Origin of the sequence: Pseudonocardia oceani (assembly GCF_019263585.2) — a bacterium.
Taxonomy (GTDB): domain Bacteria; phylum Actinomycetota; class Actinomycetes; order Mycobacteriales; family Pseudonocardiaceae; genus Pseudonocardia; species Pseudonocardia oceani.
Map to the genome: position 1 here is coordinate 99101 of NZ_JADQDF010000001.1, position 20252 is coordinate 119352.

Below are 20252 nucleotides of genomic sequence, written 5' to 3' on the forward strand. Positions count from 1 at the left end.
GCTCGGTGGACGGGCTGCTCAGTAGATGTTGGTGTCGGTGAACACGCCGTCGCCGCGTGCTGCGTTGATCTGCGCGCGCAGGGCGATCTCGTCGTAGACCCGCATCTCGCGGACGATCCGGCCGCGCTGCACGAGGAACTGCGAGACGCCCAGCAGCTCGACGGGGCGGCCGGTGAGCGGGCCGAACGCGGGCGTGCCGTGGTAGGTGCCGTTCAGCGTCCACAGCAGGGCGATGCGCAGGCCGGCGTAGCGCCCGTCGACGTTGGTCTGGACGTCGCGCACGGCGAACCGGCCGTCCGGGAACGGGGCGACGAGCGAGAGCAGGTCGCGCTGGTAGCCGTCGGGGCGCACGACCGTGGTGTCGCCGACGGTGTGCAGGAACAGGTCGCGCTCCATGAACTCAGGCACCCGGTGCAGGCGGCGCTGGTTCCACACCTCCTCGACGAACTCGAGCACCATCTCGCACTCGGCGCGGTGGTCGTCGGGGCGCGGCCCGCTGTCGCCGACGGCGAGCACGTCGGCGGGCGGGGGCTGCGTCATCGAGCCGCTGTATCCGCGGAAGAGCTGGCGGCGGGCGGCCTCGTCGGGGTCGAGCCCGCGCTGCAGCACGTCGGCGAGCTCGTCGCGGACGACCCACTCCTCGACCATGCGCCCGCGCCGGTAGAGGCAGTTGGCGACGGTGCGCTTGCGGATGCGCCGGCTGCGGCCGTCGATCACGTGCTCGTCGCTGGCGAAGACGAGGTGCGAGCTGAGGAAGGCGTCGTCGCCGCGGGCCTCCCAGACGACGTCCTCGGCCTGCCCGACGTGCTGCGGCGTGCCCGCGATGCGCATCAGGCTGCCCTCGATGACGCCGTCGCGGCCGACGACCGTGCCCAACCCGCCGTGCACGATCGAGTCGGGCTCGTAGTTGTCGACGATGTAGGAGACGTCGCGCTGCACCCAGATCCGGTCCGTCACTTCCCGGATGAAGTCGTCGGGGTCCGTGTACGGCTTGTACGCGACCGGGTCGAGCGGCATCGCTTGTCCTCTCCTCGCTGACGTGACGAGTCGATTGTATGCGTATGCACTGATGCTCACAAGGCCGTGCGGTCAGCTCCGGGGCGCCCCGACGGTGTCCCGCGCCACGTACCGCGTCGGGTACACCGCGTGCACCGGCTCGGCGCCGGGGTTCCCGACCCGGCCGACGAGCAGCCGCGCGGCCTCGCGCGACATCTCGGCCAGGTCGTAGGCGACGGTGCTCAGCCGCACCAGCGCCCAGCCCGACGTCGGCAGGTCGTCGAAGCCCGCGATCGAGACGTCACCGGGGACGTCGACGCCGATCTCCTTGGCCGCGTTGAGCGCCCCCAGCGCGACGACGTCGTTGCCGCACAGCACCAGCGTCGGCGGGTCGTCGCGGTCGAGCAGGGTGCGCATGCCGTCGTGGCCGGTGCGGAAGTCGAACGGGCCGTGCAGCACGTCGCGGTGGGCGAGGCCGATGCCGTTCTCGTCGAGCACCGCTCGCACGACCTGCTCGCGCTGCTCGCCGGTGCTGGTGTTGCGCGGCCCGAACACCGCGCCGATCCGCCGGTGACCGCGGCCGATGACGTCGGCCAGCAGCTCGCGGACGCCCTGCTCGGGGTCGACGGTGACCGAGTCGGCCGGCACGCTGGGCGCTGTGCGGTTGAAGTAGACGAACGGCACGCCGCGGTCGCGCAACCGCGCCGGCAGGATCGAGTCGACGGTGGTGGTGGCCAGCACCACCCCGCACAGCCCGTGCGCCACCACGTGCTCGGCGACCGGGCCGCTGTCCGACGACTCGGTGATGAGCACCAGCTCGTGGCCCAGGCGCTCCAGCTCGTGGTGCAGCGGCGCGATGACGTGGGCGTAGAACTGGTTGTCGAGGTCGGTGACGACCAGCCCCACCCTCGTGGAGCGCCCCACCGACAGCGCGCGGCCGATGGCGCTGGGCGAGTAGCCCAGCGCGGCGGCGGCGTCGCGCACGCGCTGCTTGGTGGCCTCGGAGACCTTCGGGTCGTCGCGCAGCGCACGGGAGACCGTCGGCTGGGACACCCCCGCGAGCCTCGCCACGTCCCGACTGGTGATCATCCCGCGCCTCCGATGCCCGCTTGACAGTACCCGCACCACCCGGCTTCACTCATCAGCATACGTATGCCAGCGAGCGGTGTGGAGGCCACGGTGGACCGACGTCCGACGACGGGGTGGACCGCGTGAGCGCGGCCGGGCGCACGGCGGTGGTGACCGGCGGCGGCAACGGGCTGGGCGCGGCGATCGCCACGCACCTCGTGGCCGACGGGGCCCGCGTCGTGCTGGTCGGCCGCCGGGCCGAGCCGCTGGAGGCCACCGCGCGGCGCCTGGGCGACGCGGCCCGCGCCGAGGTCTGCGACGTCGCCGACCCGGACGCCGTGGCGGCGCTGGCGCAGCGGCTGGCCGGCGAGGAGGTCTCGGTGCTGGTCAACAACGCGGGGATCCCCGGTCCGGTCGCGCCGCTCACCGAGATCGCGCCCGAGGAGTGGGACGAGGTGTTCGCGGTGAACGTCCGCGGCGTCTTCCTCATGTGCCGGGCGTTCCTGCCGGGCATGGTCGCGCGCGGTGCGGGCGACGTCGTCACCATCGCCTCGGTGTCGGGCAAGCGGCCGCTGACCCGGCGCACGCCGTACTGCGCGTCGAAGATGGCCGTGATCGGCCTGACCTCCACGCTCGCCTTCGAGGTCGGCGAGGCCGGGGTGCGGGTGAACACGGTGTCCCCCGGGCCGGTCGAGGGCGACCGCATGGACCGCAACTTCCGGCTGGAGGCCGAGCGCACCGGCGGCACCGGCGAGGACGCGCGCGCGGCGTTCGTCGGGCGCGCGGCGCTGGGCCGGATGGTCACCGCCGACGAGGTCGGCCGGGCCGTGCTCGCCGTGCTCGCGATGCCGGGGCTCACCGGAGCCGACATCGACCTCTCCGGCGGGATGGTCGCGTGAGCGCCCCCGCCCGGTCGCTGCGGGCGCGGCTGCGCGACGGCGAGCGGGTGTCCGGCGCGCTCGTGCGGATGCCGTGCGAGGAGGTCGTCGAGATGCTGGCCGTCGCCGGGCTCGACTTCGTGCTCGTCGACTGCGAGCACGGCCCCGCCGACGTCCTGGCGCTGCGCCACCACCTGGCGCTGGCCGACGCCCACGGGATGGCGGTGCTCGTGCGCCCCGGCGAGGGCGAGCACGTGCTGGCCCAGCGTGCGCTCGACCAGGGCGCGCAGGGCGTCGTCGCCCCGCACGTCGAGTCGGCCGCCGACGCCGAGGCGCTGGTGCGCGCGCTGCGCTACCCGCCGCGCGGGGCCCGCGGGTTCGCCACCTACTCCCGCGCCGGCCGGTTCGGCACGGTCACCGCGGACGGGCACCGCGCCGCGGCCGACGACCGCACGCTGGTGATCGCCATGCTGGAGTCGCCCGCGGCGATCCGCGACGCCGGGGCGATCCTGGCCGTCGACGGGGTCGACGGCTACCTCGTGGGCGTCGCCGACCTCGGCGCCTCCCGCTCCCCCGACGACCCGTCGGTCGCCGACCTGCTCGCGGCGGTGCGCGCCGATCCGACCACCGCCGGGGCGGTGCGCTGCGACCTCGCGCTCGGCGACACCGCCGCGGCGCTGGCCGACGGCGCGCAGGTCGTGGTGCACAACCTCACCCACGTGATGATGCAGGCGTTCCGGGCGCTGCGGGCCTGACGCCCCACCACCGCCCCTCCATCCATCGACGCAGCGCGGCGGCCACCCGGTCGGGCGCCTCCAGCGGCGACAGGTGACCGACGCCGCCGAGCACCTCCAGGTGCGCCCCCGACACCAGCGCCGCGATCTCCTCGTGCCGGTCGAGCGGGCAGAGCCGGTCCTCCCGCGCGGCGAGCACCAGCGTCGGCACCCGCACGCGGGCCAGCCCCGGGCGCTCGTCGACGCGCGTGGCCTGGGCGGCGAGCTGGTGGTCGAGCACCCGCGCGCCCAGGTCGTCGGCCATCGCCAGCGCCGGCCCGGAGAACTCGGGGTCGTGCAGCAGCAGCGGCAGCAGCGCGGTCTGCAGGTCGCGCGGGGTGGCGCCCCCGGCCAGGGCCGCGCGCTGCGCGGTCCACGCGGCGCGCTGCTCGGGCAGCGGGGGGCGCGCGTTCGTCGAGAGCAGCGCGAGGCGCGTGACCCGCTCCGGGGCACGCCGCACCAGGGCCATCGCGACGATGCCGCCGAGGCTCAGCCCGGCGAGGGCGAACCGCGGCGGCAGGGCGTCGAGCAGGGCGTCGACGCACCCGTCGACCGTCGGTTCCTCGAGCGGCCCGTCGAGGACGGGGCCGGGACCGAGCCGGTCCCGGACGCCCGCCCACAGCCGCGGCGAGCACCCCATCCCGCCGACGAGCACCAGCGGCCCGCTCACCCCTTGACCGACCCCGCGTTCAGCCCGGCCACGAGGTAGCGCTGGGCGATGAAGGCGAACGCGACGACCGGCAGCGTCAGCAGCATCGCGGCGGCGCCGGCCTGCTGCAGCATCGGCAGGGTCTGCCCCAGCTGCGTGGCGATGAAGACCGGGACCGTGCGGGCGGAGACGTCGGTGAGGATGTTGGCCGTCAGGTACTCCTGGAACGCGAACAGGAAGATGAAGATCCCGGCGGTCAGGATGCCCGGCCCCATCAGCGGCACCATCACGCGGCGCAGCGTCTGGAATCGGGTGCAGCCGTCGAGCATGGCGGCCTCGTCGAGCTCCTTGGGGATCTCGGCGAAGAAGTTGCGCAGCAGCCAGATGCTGAACGGCTGGTTGATCGCCACCAGCGCCGCCGCCACGGCGAACGTCGTGTCGTAGACGCCCAGCGCGCGGGAGATGTCGTACATCGGCAGCACCACCGAGAACCGCGGCAGCGCCCGGAACACCAGCGCCGCGATGAGCAGCACCGCGCTGACCCAGCCCGGGTAGCGCGAGAGCGCGTACGCCGCCGGGATCCCGATCACCAGGGCCGCGATCGTGCTCAGCACGGCGACGACGAGGGTGTTGATCAGGTACTTGTAGAACTGGGTGGTCTGCCAGAGGTCGACGAAGGACGTCACCGTCGGCTCGTAGAAGAACTGCGGCGGGTTGAGGAACGCCACGTCGGTCGGCTTGGTGACCGTCGCCGCGGTCCACAGCACGGGGCTGAGCATCGCCAGGCAGATCAGCACCAGCAGCCCGCCGACGAGCAGCGAGGAGCGGCCGTACCTGCGCGGCCGCCGGGACGGGGTGACGGGCTCCGGGCGGGCCGTGCCGCTCTCGGGCTTCTCGAGGATGCTCATACCTGCCGTGCCTCCCGGGCGACGTCGCGGATGAAGGGGAACAGCAGCAGGCCGATGAGCAGGATCAGCAGGACGTTGACCGCACTGCCGAGCCCGAGCTGCTGCCCGCCGTCCTGGAAGGCGATGTTGTAGATGTAGAGCATGATCGACTCGTTGCCGATCTGGACGGCCTGCGGCGAGAGCGGGATGAGTTGGTCGAACGTCCGCAGGATGTCCATGATCGAGATGATCGCCACGAACCCGAGCACGCCGCGGATGTTCGGGATGATCACGTTCCAGTGCGTGCGGAACGGGCCGGCGCCGTCGATCTTCGCGGCCTCGATGATCTCCGTGGGCACGCCCTGCAGCCCGGCGATGATCACGAGCATGGCGAACGGGACCATGAACCAGATGGTGTTCAGCCACACCATCACCCGGTTCGGCCAGGGGTCGGTGAACCAGAGGACCTCCTGGCCGGTCACGATCGTCACCAGTTGGTTGACCACGCCGCCGAAGTTCGCGTCGAACAACCAGGAGAACATCGTGGCGCCGACCACGTTCGGCACCACGTAGGAGATCAGCAGGATGCCGAGCACCCAGGGCTTGGCCCGGCCGAGCCGGTTGACCATCACCGCGAGCAGGTAGCCGCCCACGAGCAGCGCGGCGACGACGGCCGCCGTGAGCCCGAGGGTGAACAGCACCGCCTGCCCCAGCCGCGGGTCGGTGAGCGCCTCACCGTAGTTGTCCAGCCCGACGAACTCGCCGGGCTCGCCGTAGTCGACGCGCTCGAAGCTCCACTCGACCGTGCGGTAGAGGGGCAGCAGGAGCAGGCCACCCATCACGAGCACGCTGGGGGCCACGAACGCCAGGAACTCTCGCCGTCGCACTGCTCACCTCGCTGACCGGTCGGGGCGGCCGCCCGGGTCCCCCGGGCGGCCGCGCGGTGTCACTACTGGGCGGGGTACTCGGCCAGGATCTCGGTGGCGATCTGCTGCATCTGCGCCAGACCGTCGGGCACGGGCGTGTTGCCGAGGACGACGTCGGCGACGACGGTCCGCGTGTCGTTGGCGATCCGCGAGGTCCACGGGAACGGCTCGGCCGGCGGGGCCTGGCCGATCGACTCCAGCGCGGCGGCCGCGTACGGGCTGCTGTCGGCGGTGACGATGCCCTCGCGGGCCGGGAACGCCGCGGGCACCGAGGCGCGGGACGCGTCCTCGCCCACCGCGGAGGCGATCATCTCGAACAGCAGCGCCGGGTCGGCGGCGGCGTTGGCCGGGATCGACCAGCCGTCGACCGACAGCGAGTTGTAGAGCACGTCCCCGCCGCCCACCGAGGGCGGCGGCGCGAACGCGAACTGCTCGGCGAACCGGCTGTTCGTCGGCTGCGACAGGTCGTTCATCCGGCCGGAGAACATGATCGCCATGGCGGCCGACCCGTTGTACATCTGCTGCTGCACCCGCGGCTGGTCGAACGTGGTGACCTGCGGGTCCATGAACGGGACGAGCGAGCGGAGCTCCTCGAACGCGGTGGCCGCCTCGGGCTGGTCGAAGTTCGGCGTGCGCGTCTCCGCGTTCACGTAGTCGACGCCCAGCGAGCCGAGCGCGGCGTCGTAGGCGGTGGAGATGTCGGCGCTCGCGAGCAGCGGCAGCGCGATCGGGTACGGGATCTCCCCGGCCTGCTGGATCGCGGTGGCGGCGTCGCGCATCTCGGCGAACGTCGTCGGCGGCTGCAGCCCGAGGCCGTCGAAGACGTCCTTGCGGTAGGCCATGACGTACATCTGCGCCTGCATCGGGAGCCCGTAGAGCTTGCCGTCGTAGGACATCGCCTCCCGCATCGCCGGGTCGAGGCCGTCGAGCCCGTACTCCTGCCCGAACTGGGCGACGAAGTCGTCGAGCGGCGCGAGCTTGTCCTCCGAGGCCAGCGTCGGGAGGACGAACCCGTAGGTCTCGACGATGTCGTAGGTGCCGGTCTCACCCGCGAGCGTGGCGGTGGTCTTCTGCACCTGGCCCGCGAAGTCGATCGGCTCGTGGTTGACCGTGATCTGGTCGGTGGTGCAGCTCGCGACCATCGTGTTGGTGAAGGGGTCGATGGCCGAGGAGTTGTAGGCCAGCACGTTGACCGTGACCGGCTGGGGCGGCGCGGGGACGTCGCAGGCCACCTCGGTCGCGGTCGAGGCCGCAGTACGCGACCCCGCCCCGCAGGCGGACAGCGCTACGGCGGCGGTCATCGCGACGGCGAGGACCTGCCAACGGGATCTGGGCATCACGGCTCCTGCGGGGTGTGGTGGGACATATACGTATGCATCAGTGGGAGCGGGGGGCGACCGCGTCGAGGCGGAGCTGCGCGCTGTCGCGGTGGCCGACGAGGCCCTCCGCGTCGGAGACGACGACCGTCGGGCCGGCCTGCGAGACCGTCGACTCCCGCGTCGCGCGCTGGTGCGTGAGCTGCTTGAGGAAGCCCGCGACCGACAGGCCCCCGGTGAACCGGGCGCCGCGGACGGTGGGCAGGACGTGGTTGGTGCCGGACATGCCCTTGTCGGCGTAGGCGACCGTCGACCAGGTGCCCAGGAACAGCGAGCCGTAGTTGCGCAGCGCGCCCAGCCACCAGTCGAGGTCCTCGGCGAGCACCTCGAGGTGCTCGGGGGCCAGCAGGTTCATCACCTCGGCCGCGGCGACGCGGTCGGGCACGACGTAGATCGAGCCGTGGTCGCGCCAGGCCGCGCCCGCGATCTCCGCGGTGGCGAGGCCGGCCAGCTGCTTCTCGACCTGGCGCACGACCTCGTGGGCGAGCCGCTCGGACGTGGTGACCAGGCTCGCGGGCGAGGTGGGGCCGTGCTCGGCCTGCGCAAGCAGGTCGGCGGCGACGATCGCGGCGTCCGCGGTGTCGTCGGCGATGACCGCGACCTCCGACGGGCCGGCGAGCACGTCGATGCCGACGCGGCCGAACAGCTGCCGCTTGGCCTCGGCCACGTAGGCGTTGCCCGCGCCGACGACCATGTCGGCGGGCCGCCCGTCGAGCAGGCCGAACGCCATCGCGGCCAGCGCCTGCACGCCGCCGACGGCGTAGGCGGCGTCGGCGCCGGAGATGTGCGCGGAGTACAGGACCGCCGGGTGCGCGCGGCCCTCGAACGAGGGCGGGGTGGCCGCCACGACGTGCGGCACGCCGGCGGCCTTCGCCACGCCGACCGTCATGAACGCCCCGGCCAGCAGCGGGAAGCGGCCGGCGGGCAGGTAGGCGCCGACGGCGTCGACCGGGACGAACCGCTGCCCGCAGACGACGCCGGGCACGACCTCCTCCTCGAAGTCGACCAGGCGGTCGCGCTGCATCACCGCGAAGCGGCGCGAGCGGTCGGCGCCGGTGTCGAGCGCCTCGCGCAGGTCGGCGGGCAGGCCGTCGCCGGCGCGGGCGAGCTCGGCGGCGGGCACCTCCAGCGAGCTCCCGGTGAACCCGTCGAGCTCGCGGGCGTAGTGCAGGACCGCGTCCATGCCCTCGCGCTCGATCCGCGACAGCATCGACGACACCGTCGTGCTGACCGCCTCGTCGCGCCCCGTGGACCCGTCCGCTCCGGTGGGCTCCTTCACGACGGTCAGGGCGTCGCCGAAGCCGTTCTTCTCGGCAGGAGTGAGATGCATACGCATACATTAGAAGCCGGGCGGCGCCCTGACAAGAGTCCGGGCCAGGCCGGCGCGACGATCTGCGTGGCCTCCACATCGCCGCGACCGGCCGCGGTCACTCCCCGGGCCCGGTGAGCCGCACCGGCAGCGACGTCGGGCGGAGGTGGCTCCCCCCGCGCAGGCCGCTCCACGTCGCCGGGCCGTCCGCGCGCAGCGGCGGGTGCTCGCGCAGCACCTCCAGGAGGGCCGTCAGCTCGCCCCGGGCCAGCGTCGCCCCGGGGCACAGGCGGACCCCCAGCCGAACGCGAGGTGCCCGCGCAGGTCGCGGTCCGGGTCGAACCGGCCGGGGTCCGGGAACCGCTCCGGGTCGCGGTGGGCCGCCGCGATCGCCAGCAGCACCGTCTCGCCCTCGATGTCGTCGGTGCTCACGCCGTCACCAGGGTCGCGGGGGCCGCGACGGGCGCGCGCAATCCGGCCTGCTCCAGCCGGGGCAGCACGTCGCGGGTGAAGTCGGCGATGCCGGCGTCGTAGTCGACCCACGTCAGCAGCGCCCCGTCGACCCCCGCCGCGCTCAGCACCTCCAGCCGCTCGGCGATGGTGTCGGCGGTGCCCACGAGCGGGAACCCGCCCGCGCCCGCCGCGAACCGCTGCCGCATCGCCCGCGCGACGTCGGGCGGCATCAGCTGCGCGTTCGCGCCCTGCAGCCGCATCCAGGCGTCGACGCTCTCGGTGTCCTCGTGCTCCACGGAGAAGCGGTGCAGGTAGGCGTCGGCCTCGGCGTGGGTGTCCCGCTGCACCACGACCGTGTGGGTCCAGACGGCGATCTCGCGCCCGAACTCCTCGCGCGCCATCCGCTTGTAGCCCTCCACCTGCGCCCGGATCGCCGACTCCTCCTCGGAGTGCACGATGAGGAAGCAGAGGTCGGCGTGCTCGGCGGCGAACCGCATGCCCCGCGGCGACCCGCCGGCGTTCATGATCGGGATGCGGCGCTGCACGGGCTTGGGCTGCGACATCCCGCCGACGACGTCGAAGAACCGGCCATGGAAGTCGAACTCGTCGGTCTCGGTCCAGAGCCTGCGGATCACCTGCAGCCACTCGTCGAGGTGGTCGTAGCGCTCGTCGTGCTCGCGCAGCGGGGCGCCGAACATCTCCAGCTCCGGCCTGTTCCAGCCCCCCACCACGTTCAGCGCGAACCGGCCGCCGGAGATGTGGTCCACCGTGGCGGCCTGCTTCGCCGCGACGATCGGGTGCAGCGTCGGCGCGTGCGAGGTGGCGAACACCCCGATGTCCGTCGTCGCGGCGGCGATCCCGGCCGCCCAGGTGAACGGGTCCATCACCCGCCCCGACGGGTGCTCCGGGCGGTTCTCCGCGTAGCCCTTCCACCGGGCGAAGGGCACCACGGCCTCGAAGCCGGCGCGGTCGGCCGCCTGCGCGGTCCGCAGCGACATGTCCCACGACATCGCGTGCGCCTCGGGAACCAGGGTCTGCGACGCGCCCGATCCGTTGGTGCAGAACAGTCCGAGCTTCAGCGTGTTGCCGCCTGCCAGGGGGTTCATCGCCGGGCCTCCTCGTCCGTGGTGGTGGCACAGACGCTAGGGAGCGGCTGCCCATAGGGCCAGTACGAGTACCGCGATGAACCGATCAGATCCTTCCTATGGCTTGCGGGTCAGGCGCCTCCGCGATGCGCTGCGCCAGGGCCCGCAGCGGCGGGCCGGGGTCGGCCAGGCAGCGCGCGAGGTCGGGCTCGACGTCGCTGAGCACGTGCACCGTCCCCAGGCCCGCGGCCCGCGCCCGGTCCGGGGCGAGGGAGGACCGGCCGCAGACCGCGACCACCGGCACCCCGGCCACGCGGGCGGCCCGCGCCACGCCGGCCGGGGCCTTGCCGTGCAGGGTCTGCTCGTCGAGCGCGCCCTCCCCGGTGATGACGAGCGCCGCACCGGCGAGCAGCGGGCCGAACCCGACGAGCTCCAGGACGACCTCGATGCCCGAGCGCCGCTCCGCCCCGAGGACGGCCAGGGCGGCGAAGCCGACGCCGCCGGCGGCGCCCGCTCCGGATTCGTGCGCGGCCGACGCCCCGAGGACCTGCGCCCACCGCGCCAGGGCCGCCTCCAGCTCGGCGACCTCCCCGGGCCCCGCGCCCTTCTGCGGCCCGTAGACGGCGGCTGCCCCGGCCGGGCCGAGCAGCGTGTTGTCGACGTCGCACGCCAGCACGATCCGCGTGCCGGCCAGGCGCCGGTCGAGCCCGGAGAGGTCGACGCGGGCCAGCCGCGCGAGCGCCGCACCGCCGTCGGGCAGGGGTGCACCGTCGGCGTCGAGCAGGCGGGCACCGAGCGCGGCGAGCATCCCCGCCCCGCCGTCGGTGCACGCGCTGCCCCCGACGCCGAGCACGACCGTCGCGGCCCCGGCGTCCAGCGCCGCGACGACGAGCTCCCCCGTGCCGCGGCTGCTCGCCCGCAGCGGGTCCGGCCCCGCGGGCAGCTGGGCGAGGCCCGACGCCGCCGCCAGCTCGACGACCGCGGTGCCGTGCCGGACCGCGATCCCGGCCCGCACCGGGCGTCCGGTGGGCCCGGAGACCGTGACCCCGACCGGGCGGAACCCGGCCGCGACCGCCGCGTCCCGCGTGCCCTCTCCTCCGTCGGCCACGGGCAGCTCGACGGCGTGCCGCCCGGCGGCCCGGACGCCGGCGGCGAGGTGGGCCGCCACCTGCGCCGCCGTCGCCGAGCCCTTGAACTTGTCCGGCGCGACGAGGACGTGCCCGCTCACGCCCCTCCACCCAGCGGCGTGGTCGCGGTCGGGGCGTGCGCCGCCGTCGTCGCCAGCTCCTCGAACTCGGTGACCGCGTCGATCTCGGTGCCCATGCTGATGTTGGTGACCTGCTCCAGCACGACCTCGACGACCACCGGCACGCGGTGGACCGCCATCAGCTCGCGGGCGCGGGCGAACGCGGCGGCGAGGTCGCGCGGGTCGGTCACCCGCAAGGCCTTGCAGCCCAGCCCCTCCGCGACCTTGATGTGGTCGACGCCGTACTTGCCCAGCTCCGGGGAGTTGACGTTGTCGAACCCGAGCTGCACGCAGTAGTCCATCCCGAACCCGCGCTGCGCCTGCCGGATCAGCCCGAGGTAGGAGTTGTTCACGACGACGTGCAGGTAGGGCAGGTTGAACTGCGCGCCGACCGCCAGCTCCTCGATCATGAACTGGAAGTCGTAGTCGCCCGACAGCGCCACGACCAGCCCGTCGGGCTCGGCGACGCACACCCCGAGCGCGGCGGGCGCGGTCCAGCCCAGCGGCCCGGCCTGCCCGGCGTTGACCCAGTGCCGCGGCCGCTGGACGTGCAGGAACTGCGCGCCGGCGATCTGCGAGAGCCCGATCGTCGAGACGTAGCGGGTGTCGGGGCCGAACGCGCGGTTCATCTCCTCGTACACCCGCTGCGGCTTGACCGGGATGTCGTCGAAGTGCGTCCGGCGCTGCATCGAGCCCTTGCGCCCGGCGCACTCGCGCACCCACGCGTCGCGGGCGGGGAGGACGCGGTCCCGGGCGGCCGCGAGCAGCTGCCGCAGGAACGCGCCCGCGTCGGAGACGACGCCGTAGTCGGGGGCGAACACGCGCCCGATCTGCGTCGGCTCGATGTCGACGTGGACGAACGTGCGCCCGGCGCGGTAGACGTCGAGGCCGCCGGTGTGCCGGTTGGCCCAGCGGTTGCCGATGCCGAGCACGAGGTCCGAGGCCAGCAGCGTCGCGTTGCCGTAGCGGTGCGAGGTCTGCAGCCCGGCCATGCCCGCCATCAGCGGGTGGTCGTCACCGATCGCGCCCCAGCCCATCAGCGTCGGGACGACGGGGACGTCGAGCAGCTCGGCGAGCTCGACGAGCTCGGCGCACGCGTCGGCGTTGACGATGCCGCCGCCCGCGACGATCAGCGGGCGCTCGGCCGCCGCGAGCAGGTCGAGCACCTTCTCCGCCTGGGCGCGGGTCGCCGCGGGACGGTGCACGGGCAGCGGCTCGTAGGTGTCGACGTCGAAGTCGATCTCGGCGAGCTGGACGTCGATCGGCAGGTCCAGCAGGACCGGGCCGGGGCGGCCCGAGCGCATCAGGTGGAACGCCTGGGCGAACGCGCCCGGGACCTGGCCGGGCTCGCGCACCGTCATCGCCAGCTTGGTGACCGGCGCGGCGATCGCGGCGATGTCGACGGCCTGGAAGTCCTCCTTGTGCAGCCGTGCGACCGGCGCCTGCCCGGTGATCGCCAGGATCGGGATGGAGTCGGCCGACGCCGAGTACAGCCCGGTGATCATGTCGGTGCCCGCGGGGCCGGAGGTGCCGAGGCAGACGCCGATGTTGCCGGCCCGCGCGCGGGTGTAGCCCTCGGCCATGTGCGAGGCGCCCTCGACGTGGCGGGCGAGGACGTGCGTCAACCGCCCGTCCTCCCGCATCGCGTCGTAGAACGGGTTGATCGCGGCGCCGGGCAGGCCGAAGACGTGCGTCACGCCCTCCTCGCGCAGGATGGCGACGGCGGCGTCGATGGCGCGCATGCGGGTCATGAGGAGTTCCTTCCGGACAGGGACTCGACCTGCAGCAGCAGCGCGCTGTGGTCGAGGCCGCCGTGGCCCTGGGCGCGCAGGGACGCGACCAGCTGGGCGACGTGCGCCCCGAGCGGGATGGCGACGCCGGCCTCGCGGGCGGCGGCGGTGACGATGCCGAGGTCCTTGTGGTGCAGGTCGATCCGGAAGCCGGGCGCGAAGGTGCGCGCGCGCATCCCGGCGGCCTTGCGGTCGAGCACGGTGCTGCCGGCGAGACCGCCGGCGAGCACCTCGACGGCGGCGCCGGTGTCGACGCCGTGCGCCTCCAGGAACACCAGCGCCTCGGCGACGAGCTGGATGTTGCCGGCGACGATCAGCTGGTTCGCGGCCTTGACCGTCTGCCCCGCCCCGGCCGGGCCGACGTGCACGACGGTGCCGCCGACGACGTCGAGGTAGGGGCGGGCCGCCTCGACGTCGGCCGCGTCCCCGCCGACCATGATCGAGAGCGTCGCCTCGACGGCGCCGGCCTCGCCGCCGCTGACCGGGGCGTCGACGACGTGGACGCCGTGCTCGGCTCCGGCGGCGGCGACCCGGCGGGCGACGTCGGGGCGGATGGTGGAGCAGTCGATGTGCAGGGTGCCGGGCTTCACGTTCGGGTACACGTCCGGGACCAGCGCCTCGACGTCCGGGCTGTCGGGGACCATCGTGATCACGACCTCGGCGTCGCGCACGGCGTCGGCGGTGCCGGTGGCGGCCCGGCCGCCCGCGGCGACGAGCCGGTCGACGGCGGGCCGTGAGAGGTTGTGGCCGACGACGTCGTGGCCCGCGGCGACGAGGTGGGCCGCCATCGGGCCCCCCATGATGCCGAGGCCGATGAACGCGATGGTGGTCATGACGAGAGCTCCCTGGTGCGTGCGGGCGCCAGCCAGTCGAACGCGGCGGCGCTGGTCGTGGTGGGCGCGTACTCCAGCCCGACGCGGCCGGTGTAGCCGGCGTCGGTGAGGGCGTCGAGGTGGCGACGGAGGTCGAGCGAGCCGGTGCCCGGCTCGTGGCGGCCGGGGGCGTCGGCGATCTGGACGTGGCCGATCCGGGCCGCGAGCGCGGGCAGGGCGTCGAGATCCTCGCCGTTGACGGCGAGGTGGTAGAGGTCGGCGAGCAGGGCGAGGTTCGGCTCCCCCACCCGGTCGGCCACGGCCAGCGCGTCGGCCGCGGTGCGCAGCGGGTAGCGCTCGGCGCCCGACAGCGGCTCCAGCACGACGGTGGCGCCGATCCGCGCCGCGGCGCTGGCGGCGTGGGCGAGGTTGGCGTCGGCGAGGTCGTCCTGCCCGGCGGCGCCCGCGATGCGGTTGCCGTACAGGGCGTTGAACACGCGGGTGCCCAGGCGCTCGCCCAGCCCGACGGCCACGGCCACGGAGTCGCGGAACGCGGCCTCCCGGCCGGGCCAGGACACCAGGCCGCGGTCGCCGCCGGGCATGTCGCCGGCGGCGACGTTCAGCCCGGTGAGCCGCACCCCGGCGTCCTCGACGGCGGAGGCGAACGCGTCGACCTCGGCGTCGGTGGGCGCGGTGGTCGGGAACGGCCACCAGAACTCGACGGCGTCGAACCCGGCGGCCGCGGCGGCGGCGGGGCGCTGCAGCAGGGGCAGCTCGGTGAACAGGATGGAGCAGTTGACGGCGTAGTGGATCGCCATGGGGCCCTCCAGGGGCGTGCGGGACTTGCAGGAAAGCCACGTTCCTGCCATCTGGCGGCGGGAAAGTGGCTTTCCTGCAATGCGGGGGGTGGGTGGGGCGGCGGCACCCGGCCGCGGGTGCGGGCTAGCGCGCGGCGGTCCAGCGGCGCTCGAGCTCCGCGCGGCCCGCGTCGGTCGGCGTGCCGTGCAGCCGCAGGCGGGCCATGCCGCCGTCGGGGAAGACGTCCAGCCGTACCCGGTCGACGGGCGGCGCGTCCGCGAGCACGAAGCGGTGGCGGGTGTCGGGCAGCAGGGGCGTACGGGGCAGGAGGTCGACCCACTCCCCCTCGCCCGCCCGGCCCCGCAGGCTCGCCCGGCCCGGGGCGTTGTGCAGGAACCAGCTCGTGTCCAGCTCCGCCACGGCGACCGTGCCCTCCGCGGGCAGGGCCACCTCCACGAAGTCGTTGCCGTCGTCGCGGCGCCGCGCGGTCTCCCAGCCCTCGCCCATCGAGCGGGCGGGACCGGGAAGCAGCAGGTTGTTCGGCGAGCTGTAGAAGAGGTTGGAGCAGCCGGTGACGACGCCGCCGTGCTCCAGCGCCGCGAGGTCGACGGTGCCGAGCGCGTCGAGCAGCGCCGGGTCGGGCAGCGCCTCGCCGTGCACGCGCAGCCGGGCGACGCCGCCGTCGGGGTGGATCCGCAGCCGGACGTGGGTGACCCGGCGGGTGCTGCGGACGGCGAAGTCGTTCTCGGTGTCGCCCTTGATCGCGGTGCGCGCGACGAGGGTGTGCCAGCCGTCGGCGGCGAGCAGGTCGCCGACCGACGGGTGGCCGTCCAGCGCGATCCCCTCGACCGACGCCTCCGGCGGGTAGTTGCCGGTGAACCACGAGGTGTCGACGACGACGCCCCGCACGATCCCGGGCGCGCCCAGGCGCACGACGGCCTCGTCGTGCCCGGGCTCGCGGCGGCGGCGGGTCTCCCAGCCGTCGTACACCTTGCCCTTGGGCCCGAACGTGCTCGGGTCGAACACGGCCGGGCCCGGCGTGATCAGGTTCTCGCGGACGGCGAACGCCTCGTCGTTGGCGTGCACGACGGCGCCGCCGAGGTTCCGCACCGCCAGGTCGGGCAGCGCCCGGAAGTCGATGTCGATCATCAGTGCTCTCCTCGGGTCAGCAGCCGGCCACGGGGATCGTCCCCGTCGACCGGGTGGCCGCGCAGCCAGGTGGCGCGCACGACCCCGTGCAGCTCGCGGCCGGCGTACGGCGTCAGCGGGCTGCGGTGGTGCAGCTCCCCCACCGTGAACGTCGCGTCCGGGGCGAGGACGGCCAGGTCGGCGTCGCAGCCTGCGGCGATCCGGCCCTTGCGGCCCAGCCCCACCAGCGCGGCGGGGCGCTCGGCCATCCAGCGCACCACCTCGGCCAGGGAGTGGCCGCGGCGGCGTGCCTCGGTCCACACCACCGGCAGGCCCAGCTGCAGCGACGCGATGCCGCCCCACGCCTGCCCGAAGTCGCCCGTCTCCAGGCTCTTGAGGTCGGGCGTGCACGGCGAGTGGTCGCTCACGACCATGTCGATCGTGCCGTCGGCCAGGCCGGCCCACAGCGCGTCGCGGTTGTCCTCGCCGCGCACCGGCGGGCAGCACTTGAAGCGCGTGTCGCCGTCGGGCACCTCCTCGGCGGTGAGCGCGAGGTAGTGCGGGCAGGTCTCGACGCTCACCCGCACCCCGGCGGCCCGCGCCGCCGCGAGCTCGGGCAGCGCGCTCGCCGAGGACAGGTGCACCACGTGCACGCGCGCCCCGGTCGCCGCGGCCGCGCGCAGCAGCCCCGCGATCGCGGAGTCCTCCGCCGCGGCCGGGCGGGAGGCCACGAAGTCGGCGTAGCGCCGCCCGTGCGCCGCCGTCACCAGGTCCCCGTCCTCGGCGTGCGCGATGAGCAGCCCGTCGAAGGACGCGACCTCCCGCAGCGCGGGCTCCGGGTCGAGCAGCGGCGGGAACTCCGGGACGCCGCTGTCGATGAGGAAGCACTTGACGCCGAACACGCCGGCCTCGTGCAGCGCGCGCAGCTCACCGGCGTTGCCCGGCACCGCGCCGCCCCAGAACCCGACGTCGACGCTGCACTGCCCGTCGGCGGCCTTGCGCTTGACCTCCAGCGCGGCCACGTCGACGGTCGGCGGCAGCGAGTTCAGCGGCATGTCGACGATCGTGGTGACGCCGCCCGCCGCGGCCGCGCGGGTCGCGGTGGCGAAGCCCTCCCACTCGGTGCGGCCGGGCTCGTTGACGTGCACGTGCGTGTCGACCAGCCCGGGCAGCAGCACCTCGTCGACGCCCAGCAGCACGTCGCGGGCGCCGCCCACGTCGGTCTCCTTCGGCAGGACGGCGACGATCCGCTCGCCCTCGACGACGACGGCCGCGGGCCGCTCCGCCCCGTCGACGGCGACGCGGTCGGCGCGGAAGACGGTGATCATGTCGCCTCCGCGGGAGGAAGCACGTCGGCGGTTCTCACGGCGCCTCCCGGTACGCCCGCCAGCTGGCCAGCGCCGAGATGTCGGTCAGCTCCGGGAGCCCGGCGCACTCGCGCCGCAGCACCATCGCCAGCGACCCCGACCCGTCGGCCAGCTCGATCACGCCGAGCTCCAGGCCGTCGGGCTCGCCGGGCAGCAGCACCTCGCGCAGCTGCGCGTAGGACAGCTCGTAGACCTCGCCCTCGACCGCCGCACCACCGGACCCCACGTCCTCCAGGGCCGGGTAGCGCCCGCCGACCGCGTGGAAGCGGTAGCGCGGCGCGGTCGTGGTGGCCGTGACCAGCGGCGCCCCGCCGACGAGGTGGTGGTCCGCCCCGCCGGCCATGGCGGTGCCGTTGAGGAACATGCGCGGCACGTCAGGCACCTCCCTCGGCGTCGTCCGGTCCGGCGACGATGTGCTCCGGGCGGACCGGCACCCGGTGCAGCGCCTTGCCCGTCGCCGCGCGGATCGCGGCCGCGACGGCCGGGCCCGAGCTGATCGTCGGGGGCTCGCCGACGCCGCGGACGCCGTAGGGCGCGTGCGGGTCGGCGTACTCGAGCACCGCGACCTGCATCGGCGGCATGTCCAGGATCGTCGGGATCAGGTAGTCGGTGAAGGACGGGTTGCGCACCTTCCCGTCGGTCACGACGATCTCCTCCATCAGCGCCAGGCCCATGCCCTGGGCGCTGCCGCCCTGGATCTGGCCGATGACGGCGTCGGGGTTGATCGCCCGGCCCACGTCCTGCGCGGTGTCCAGCGCGACGACCTTCACCAGCCCCAGCTCCACGTCGACGTCGACGACGGCGCGGTGCGCGGAGAACGCGTACTGCACGTGAGCGTCGCCCTGGCCGGTCTCCGGGTCGATCGCGTGGGTGGGCCGGTGGCGCCACTCGACGGTCTCCTCGACGTGCCCAGGACCGTCGACACCGTCGCCGAGCACCTCGGCCAGCGACACGACCACCTCGCCGTGCGCGGAGACGATCTTGTCGCCCTCCAGGCGGCAGTCCGGGACGCCGACGCGGGCCAGCACCGACGCGCGCACGGCCTCGCAGGCCGCCTTGACCGCCCCGCCGGTGACGTAGGTCTGCCGCGACGCCGACGTCGAGCCGCCGGATCCGACGGTCGTGTCCTTCGGGTGCACGACGACCCGCTCGACACCCAGCTCCGTGCGGCAGATCTGCTGCTCGACGGTGATCAGGCCCTGCCCGACCTCGGCCGCCGCGGTGTGCACGGTGACCACCGGCTCCCCGCCGGTCATCTCCAGGCGCACGCGCGCGGTCGAGTAGTCGTCGAAGCCCTCGGAGAACCCGACGTTCTTGTACGTGACGGCGTACCCGACGCCGCGGACGACGCCCTCGCCGTGCGTGGTGTTGGAGACACCGCCGGGCAGCTCGCGGATGTCGGCGTCGTCCTCGCGCGGCGCCGGCAGCGGCATGTCCCGCACGATCCGGATGAGCTCGGCCACCGGCGCCGCGGAGTCGATCAGCTGCCCGGTGATGTTGTGGTCGCCCTCGCGCATCCCGTTCAGCGCGCGGATCTCGACGCGGTCGACGCCCACGCGGTCGGCGAGCTCGTCCATCAGCGCCTCGTGCGCGAACGCGGCCTGCACGCAGCCGAAGCCGCGCATCGCCCCACACGGCGGGTTGTTCGTGTAGACCCCGCGGGCGTCGACCCGCACGCTCGGGATCCGGTACGGGCCCAGGCCCAGCGTGCCGCCGTTGCCGACGACCGCGCCCGTCGAGGACGCGTACGCGCCGCCGTCGAACAGGATGTCGGCGCCGGCGTAGACCAGCGTGCCGTCGGTCTCGGCGCCGAACTCGTAGCGCAGCCAGGCGGGGTGGCGGTGGACGTGGCCGTAGAACGACTCGTCGCGCGCGTAGCTCATCTTCACCGGCTTGCCGGTGCGCAGCGCGAGCAGGCAGGCGTGGACGTGGATCGAGAGGTCCTCGCGCCCGCCGAACGCCCCGCCGACGCCGGCCAGGGTCAGCCGCACCTTCTCCGGCGGCAGCCCGAGCACGCGGCAGATCTGGCCCTGGTCGACGTGCAGCCACTGCGTGGCCACGAACAGGTCGACGCCGCCGTCGGCCGCGGGCACCGCGAGCCCGGACTCCGGACCGAGGAACGCCTGGTCCTGCATGCCGACCTCGAAGTCCAGCGCGACCACGACGGGCGCGGTCGGGGCCGGGTCGCCGCGGCGGATCTGCATCTTCCGGACGAGGTTGCCGCCCTCGTGCCCCTCGTGGACGACCGGCGCGTCGTCGTCGAGCGCGCGCCGCGGATCGGTGACCGCGGGCAGCACCTCGTAGTCGACGACGATCCGCTTCGCGGCGCGCCGCGCGGTCTCCGGGTGGTCGGCCGCAACCAGCGCCACGGGCTCGCCCTCGTACCGGACCACGCCCGTCGCCAGGGCGGGGGTGTCGAGGTGCTCCAGCCCGACGGCGTTGTGGCCGGGCACGTCGTCGGCGGTGAGCACGGCGGACACGCCGGGCACGGCGAGCGCCGCGCTCACGTCGATGCCCAGGATGCGGGCGTGCGGGTGCGGGCTGCGCAGCGTCACGCCCCACACCATGTCGTCGTGCCAGAGGTCGGAGGCGTAGGCGAACTCGCCGGTGACCTTGAGGGTCGCGTCGGGGCGCAGTGGGCTGTCGCCGATGCGGCCGGTGCCCGCGGTGGTCGTCTGGGTCGTCGACTGGGTGGTCGTCACGGCGCTGGT

The 20252-nt window shown here is 74.4% G+C and carries 19 protein-coding genes; 2 read left to right on the forward strand and 17 right to left on the reverse strand.

Features of this window, described 5'->3' with window-relative positions:
* Positions 1–18: 18 nt before the first annotated feature.
* Positions 19–1017: a nuclear transport factor 2 family protein gene (locus I4I82_RS00435; RefSeq protein ID WP_218590385.1), complete on the reverse strand. Its 999-nt coding sequence runs from the start codon at positions 1015–1017 to the stop codon at positions 19–21.
* A gap of 72 nt (positions 1018–1089) precedes the next feature.
* Positions 1090–2085: a LacI family DNA-binding transcriptional regulator gene (locus tag I4I82_RS00440; protein ID WP_225920461.1), complete on the reverse strand. Its 996-nt coding sequence runs from the start codon at positions 2083–2085 to the stop codon at positions 1090–1092.
* 122 nt (positions 2086–2207) lie between these two features.
* Between I4I82_RS00440 and I4I82_RS00445 the strand changes: the two genes are divergently transcribed.
* A complete protein-coding gene (locus tag I4I82_RS00445) occupies positions 2208–2963 on the forward strand; it encodes an SDR family NAD(P)-dependent oxidoreductase (RefSeq protein WP_218590386.1) in 756 nt (251 codons plus the stop codon).
* The gene (locus tag I4I82_RS00450; RefSeq protein WP_218590387.1) at positions 2960–3697 is read left to right on the forward strand and encodes an HpcH/HpaI aldolase family protein; all 738 of its coding nucleotides are present in this window, start codon (positions 2960–2962) and stop codon (positions 3695–3697) included. The genes I4I82_RS00445 and I4I82_RS00450 overlap by 4 nt, the downstream gene beginning before the upstream one ends.
* On the opposite strand, the gene I4I82_RS00455 is transcribed toward I4I82_RS00450, so the two are convergent.
* From I4I82_RS00455 to I4I82_RS00525, 15 genes are all read right to left on the reverse strand, one after another.
* Positions 3654–4385 (reverse strand): alpha/beta fold hydrolase, encoded by a 732-nt coding sequence (locus I4I82_RS00455; protein WP_218590388.1) that lies wholly within the window; start codon positions 4383–4385, stop codon positions 3654–3656. The two genes, I4I82_RS00450 and I4I82_RS00455, sit on opposite strands and share 44 nt — an antisense overlap.
* Positions 4382–5272, reverse strand: coding sequence for a carbohydrate ABC transporter permease (locus I4I82_RS00460; protein ID WP_218590389.1), 891 nt, complete (start codon positions 5270–5272; stop codon positions 4382–4384). The genes I4I82_RS00455 and I4I82_RS00460 overlap by 4 nt, the downstream gene beginning before the upstream one ends.
* Positions 5269–6138, reverse strand: coding sequence for a carbohydrate ABC transporter permease (locus I4I82_RS00465; protein WP_218590390.1), 870 nt, complete (start codon positions 6136–6138; stop codon positions 5269–5271). Before I4I82_RS00465 ends, I4I82_RS00460 begins: the two co-directional genes overlap by 4 nt.
* Positions 6139–6200: 62 nt before the next feature.
* Positions 6201–7514 carry an ABC transporter substrate-binding protein gene (locus I4I82_RS00470; protein WP_218590391.1) on the reverse strand — a complete coding sequence of 438 codons (1314 nt, stop codon included), beginning with the start codon at positions 7512–7514 and terminating at the stop codon, positions 6201–6203.
* 40 nt (positions 7515–7554) lie between these two features.
* Positions 7555–8883 (reverse strand): histidinol dehydrogenase, encoded by a 1329-nt coding sequence (gene hisD, locus I4I82_RS00475; RefSeq protein WP_218590392.1) that lies wholly within the window; start codon positions 8881–8883, stop codon positions 7555–7557.
* Positions 8884–9114: 231 nt separating this feature from the next.
* Complete coding sequence (locus I4I82_RS00480; RefSeq protein WP_218590393.1) at positions 9115–9294, reverse strand: cytochrome P450; 180 nt, start codon at positions 9292–9294, stop codon at positions 9115–9117.
* Entirely contained in the window at positions 9291–10421 is a 1131-nt protein-coding gene (locus I4I82_RS00485; RefSeq protein WP_218590394.1) for an LLM class flavin-dependent oxidoreductase, read from the reverse strand. The genes I4I82_RS00480 and I4I82_RS00485 overlap by 4 nt, the downstream gene beginning before the upstream one ends.
* Before the next feature lie 85 nt (positions 10422–10506).
* Complete coding sequence (locus tag I4I82_RS00490; RefSeq protein ID WP_218590395.1) at positions 10507–11628, reverse strand: glycerate kinase; 1122 nt, start codon at positions 11626–11628, stop codon at positions 10507–10509.
* Positions 11625–13397 (reverse strand): glyoxylate carboligase, encoded by a 1773-nt coding sequence (gene gcl, locus I4I82_RS00495; protein ID WP_218590396.1) that lies wholly within the window; start codon positions 13395–13397, stop codon positions 11625–11627. Before gcl ends, I4I82_RS00490 begins: the two co-directional genes overlap by 4 nt.
* Positions 13394–14269, reverse strand: coding sequence for a 2-hydroxy-3-oxopropionate reductase (locus tag I4I82_RS00500; RefSeq protein WP_218590397.1), 876 nt, complete (start codon positions 14267–14269; stop codon positions 13394–13396). Before I4I82_RS00500 ends, gcl begins: the two co-directional genes overlap by 4 nt.
* The gene (locus I4I82_RS00505) at positions 14266–15066 is read right to left on the reverse strand and encodes a hydroxypyruvate isomerase family protein (RefSeq protein WP_218590400.1); all 801 of its coding nucleotides are present in this window, start codon (positions 15064–15066) and stop codon (positions 14266–14268) included. The genes I4I82_RS00500 and I4I82_RS00505 overlap by 4 nt, the downstream gene beginning before the upstream one ends.
* A gap of 124 nt (positions 15067–15190) precedes the next feature.
* The gene (alc, locus tag I4I82_RS00510; RefSeq protein WP_218594987.1) at positions 15191–16195 is read right to left on the reverse strand and encodes an allantoicase; all 1005 of its coding nucleotides are present in this window, start codon (positions 16193–16195) and stop codon (positions 15191–15193) included.
* Complete coding sequence (gene allB / locus I4I82_RS00515; protein ID WP_218591660.1) at positions 16195–17502, reverse strand: allantoinase AllB; 1308 nt, start codon at positions 17500–17502, stop codon at positions 16195–16197. Before allB ends, alc begins: the two co-directional genes overlap by 1 nt.
* 34 nt (positions 17503–17536) lie before the next feature.
* Entirely contained in the window at positions 17537–17905 is a 369-nt protein-coding gene (locus tag I4I82_RS00520; RefSeq protein ID WP_225920775.1) for an allophanate hydrolase-related protein, read from the reverse strand.
* Between the two features lie 10 nt (positions 17906–17915).
* Entirely contained in the window at positions 17916–20243 is a 2328-nt protein-coding gene (locus I4I82_RS00525; RefSeq protein ID WP_218591662.1) for a xanthine dehydrogenase family protein molybdopterin-binding subunit, read from the reverse strand.
* Between the last annotated feature and the right edge of the window lie 9 nt (positions 20244–20252).

Coding starts and splice junctions, on each gene's coding strand:
- alc (WP_218594987.1), bottom strand. CDS start 16,195: ATGATCGACATCGACTTCCGGGCGCTGCCCGACCTGGCGGTGCGGAAC.
- I4I82_RS00520 (WP_225920775.1), bottom strand. CDS start 17,905: ATGTTCCTCAACGGCACCGCCATGGCCGGCGGGGCGGACCACCACCTC.
- I4I82_RS00470 (WP_218590391.1), bottom strand. CDS start 7,514: ATGCCCAGATCCCGTTGGCAGGTCCTCGCCGTCGCGATGACCGCCGCC.
- I4I82_RS00435 (WP_218590385.1), bottom strand. CDS start 1,017: ATGCCGCTCGACCCGGTCGCGTACAAGCCGTACACGGACCCCGACGAC.
- I4I82_RS00460 (WP_218590389.1), bottom strand. CDS start 5,272: ATGAGCATCCTCGAGAAGCCCGAGAGCGGCACGGCCCGCCCGGAGCCC.
- hisD (WP_218590392.1), bottom strand. CDS start 8,883: ATGCATCTCACTCCTGCCGAGAAGAACGGCTTCGGCGACGCCCTGACC.
- I4I82_RS00505 (WP_218590400.1), bottom strand. CDS start 15,066: ATGGCGATCCACTACGCCGTCAACTGCTCCATCCTGTTCACCGAGCTG.
- gcl (WP_218590396.1), bottom strand. CDS start 13,397: ATGACCCGCATGCGCGCCATCGACGCCGCCGTCGCCATCCTGCGCGAG.
- I4I82_RS00440 (WP_225920461.1), bottom strand. CDS start 2,085: ATGATCACCAGTCGGGACGTGGCGAGGCTCGCGGGGGTGTCCCAGCCG.
- allB (WP_218591660.1), bottom strand. CDS start 17,502: ATGATCACCGTCTTCCGCGCCGACCGCGTCGCCGTCGACGGGGCGGAG.
- I4I82_RS00500 (WP_218590397.1), bottom strand. CDS start 14,269: ATGACCACCATCGCGTTCATCGGCCTCGGCATCATGGGGGGCCCGATG.
- I4I82_RS00485 (WP_218590394.1), bottom strand. CDS start 10,421: ATGAACCCCCTGGCAGGCGGCAACACGCTGAAGCTCGGACTGTTCTGC.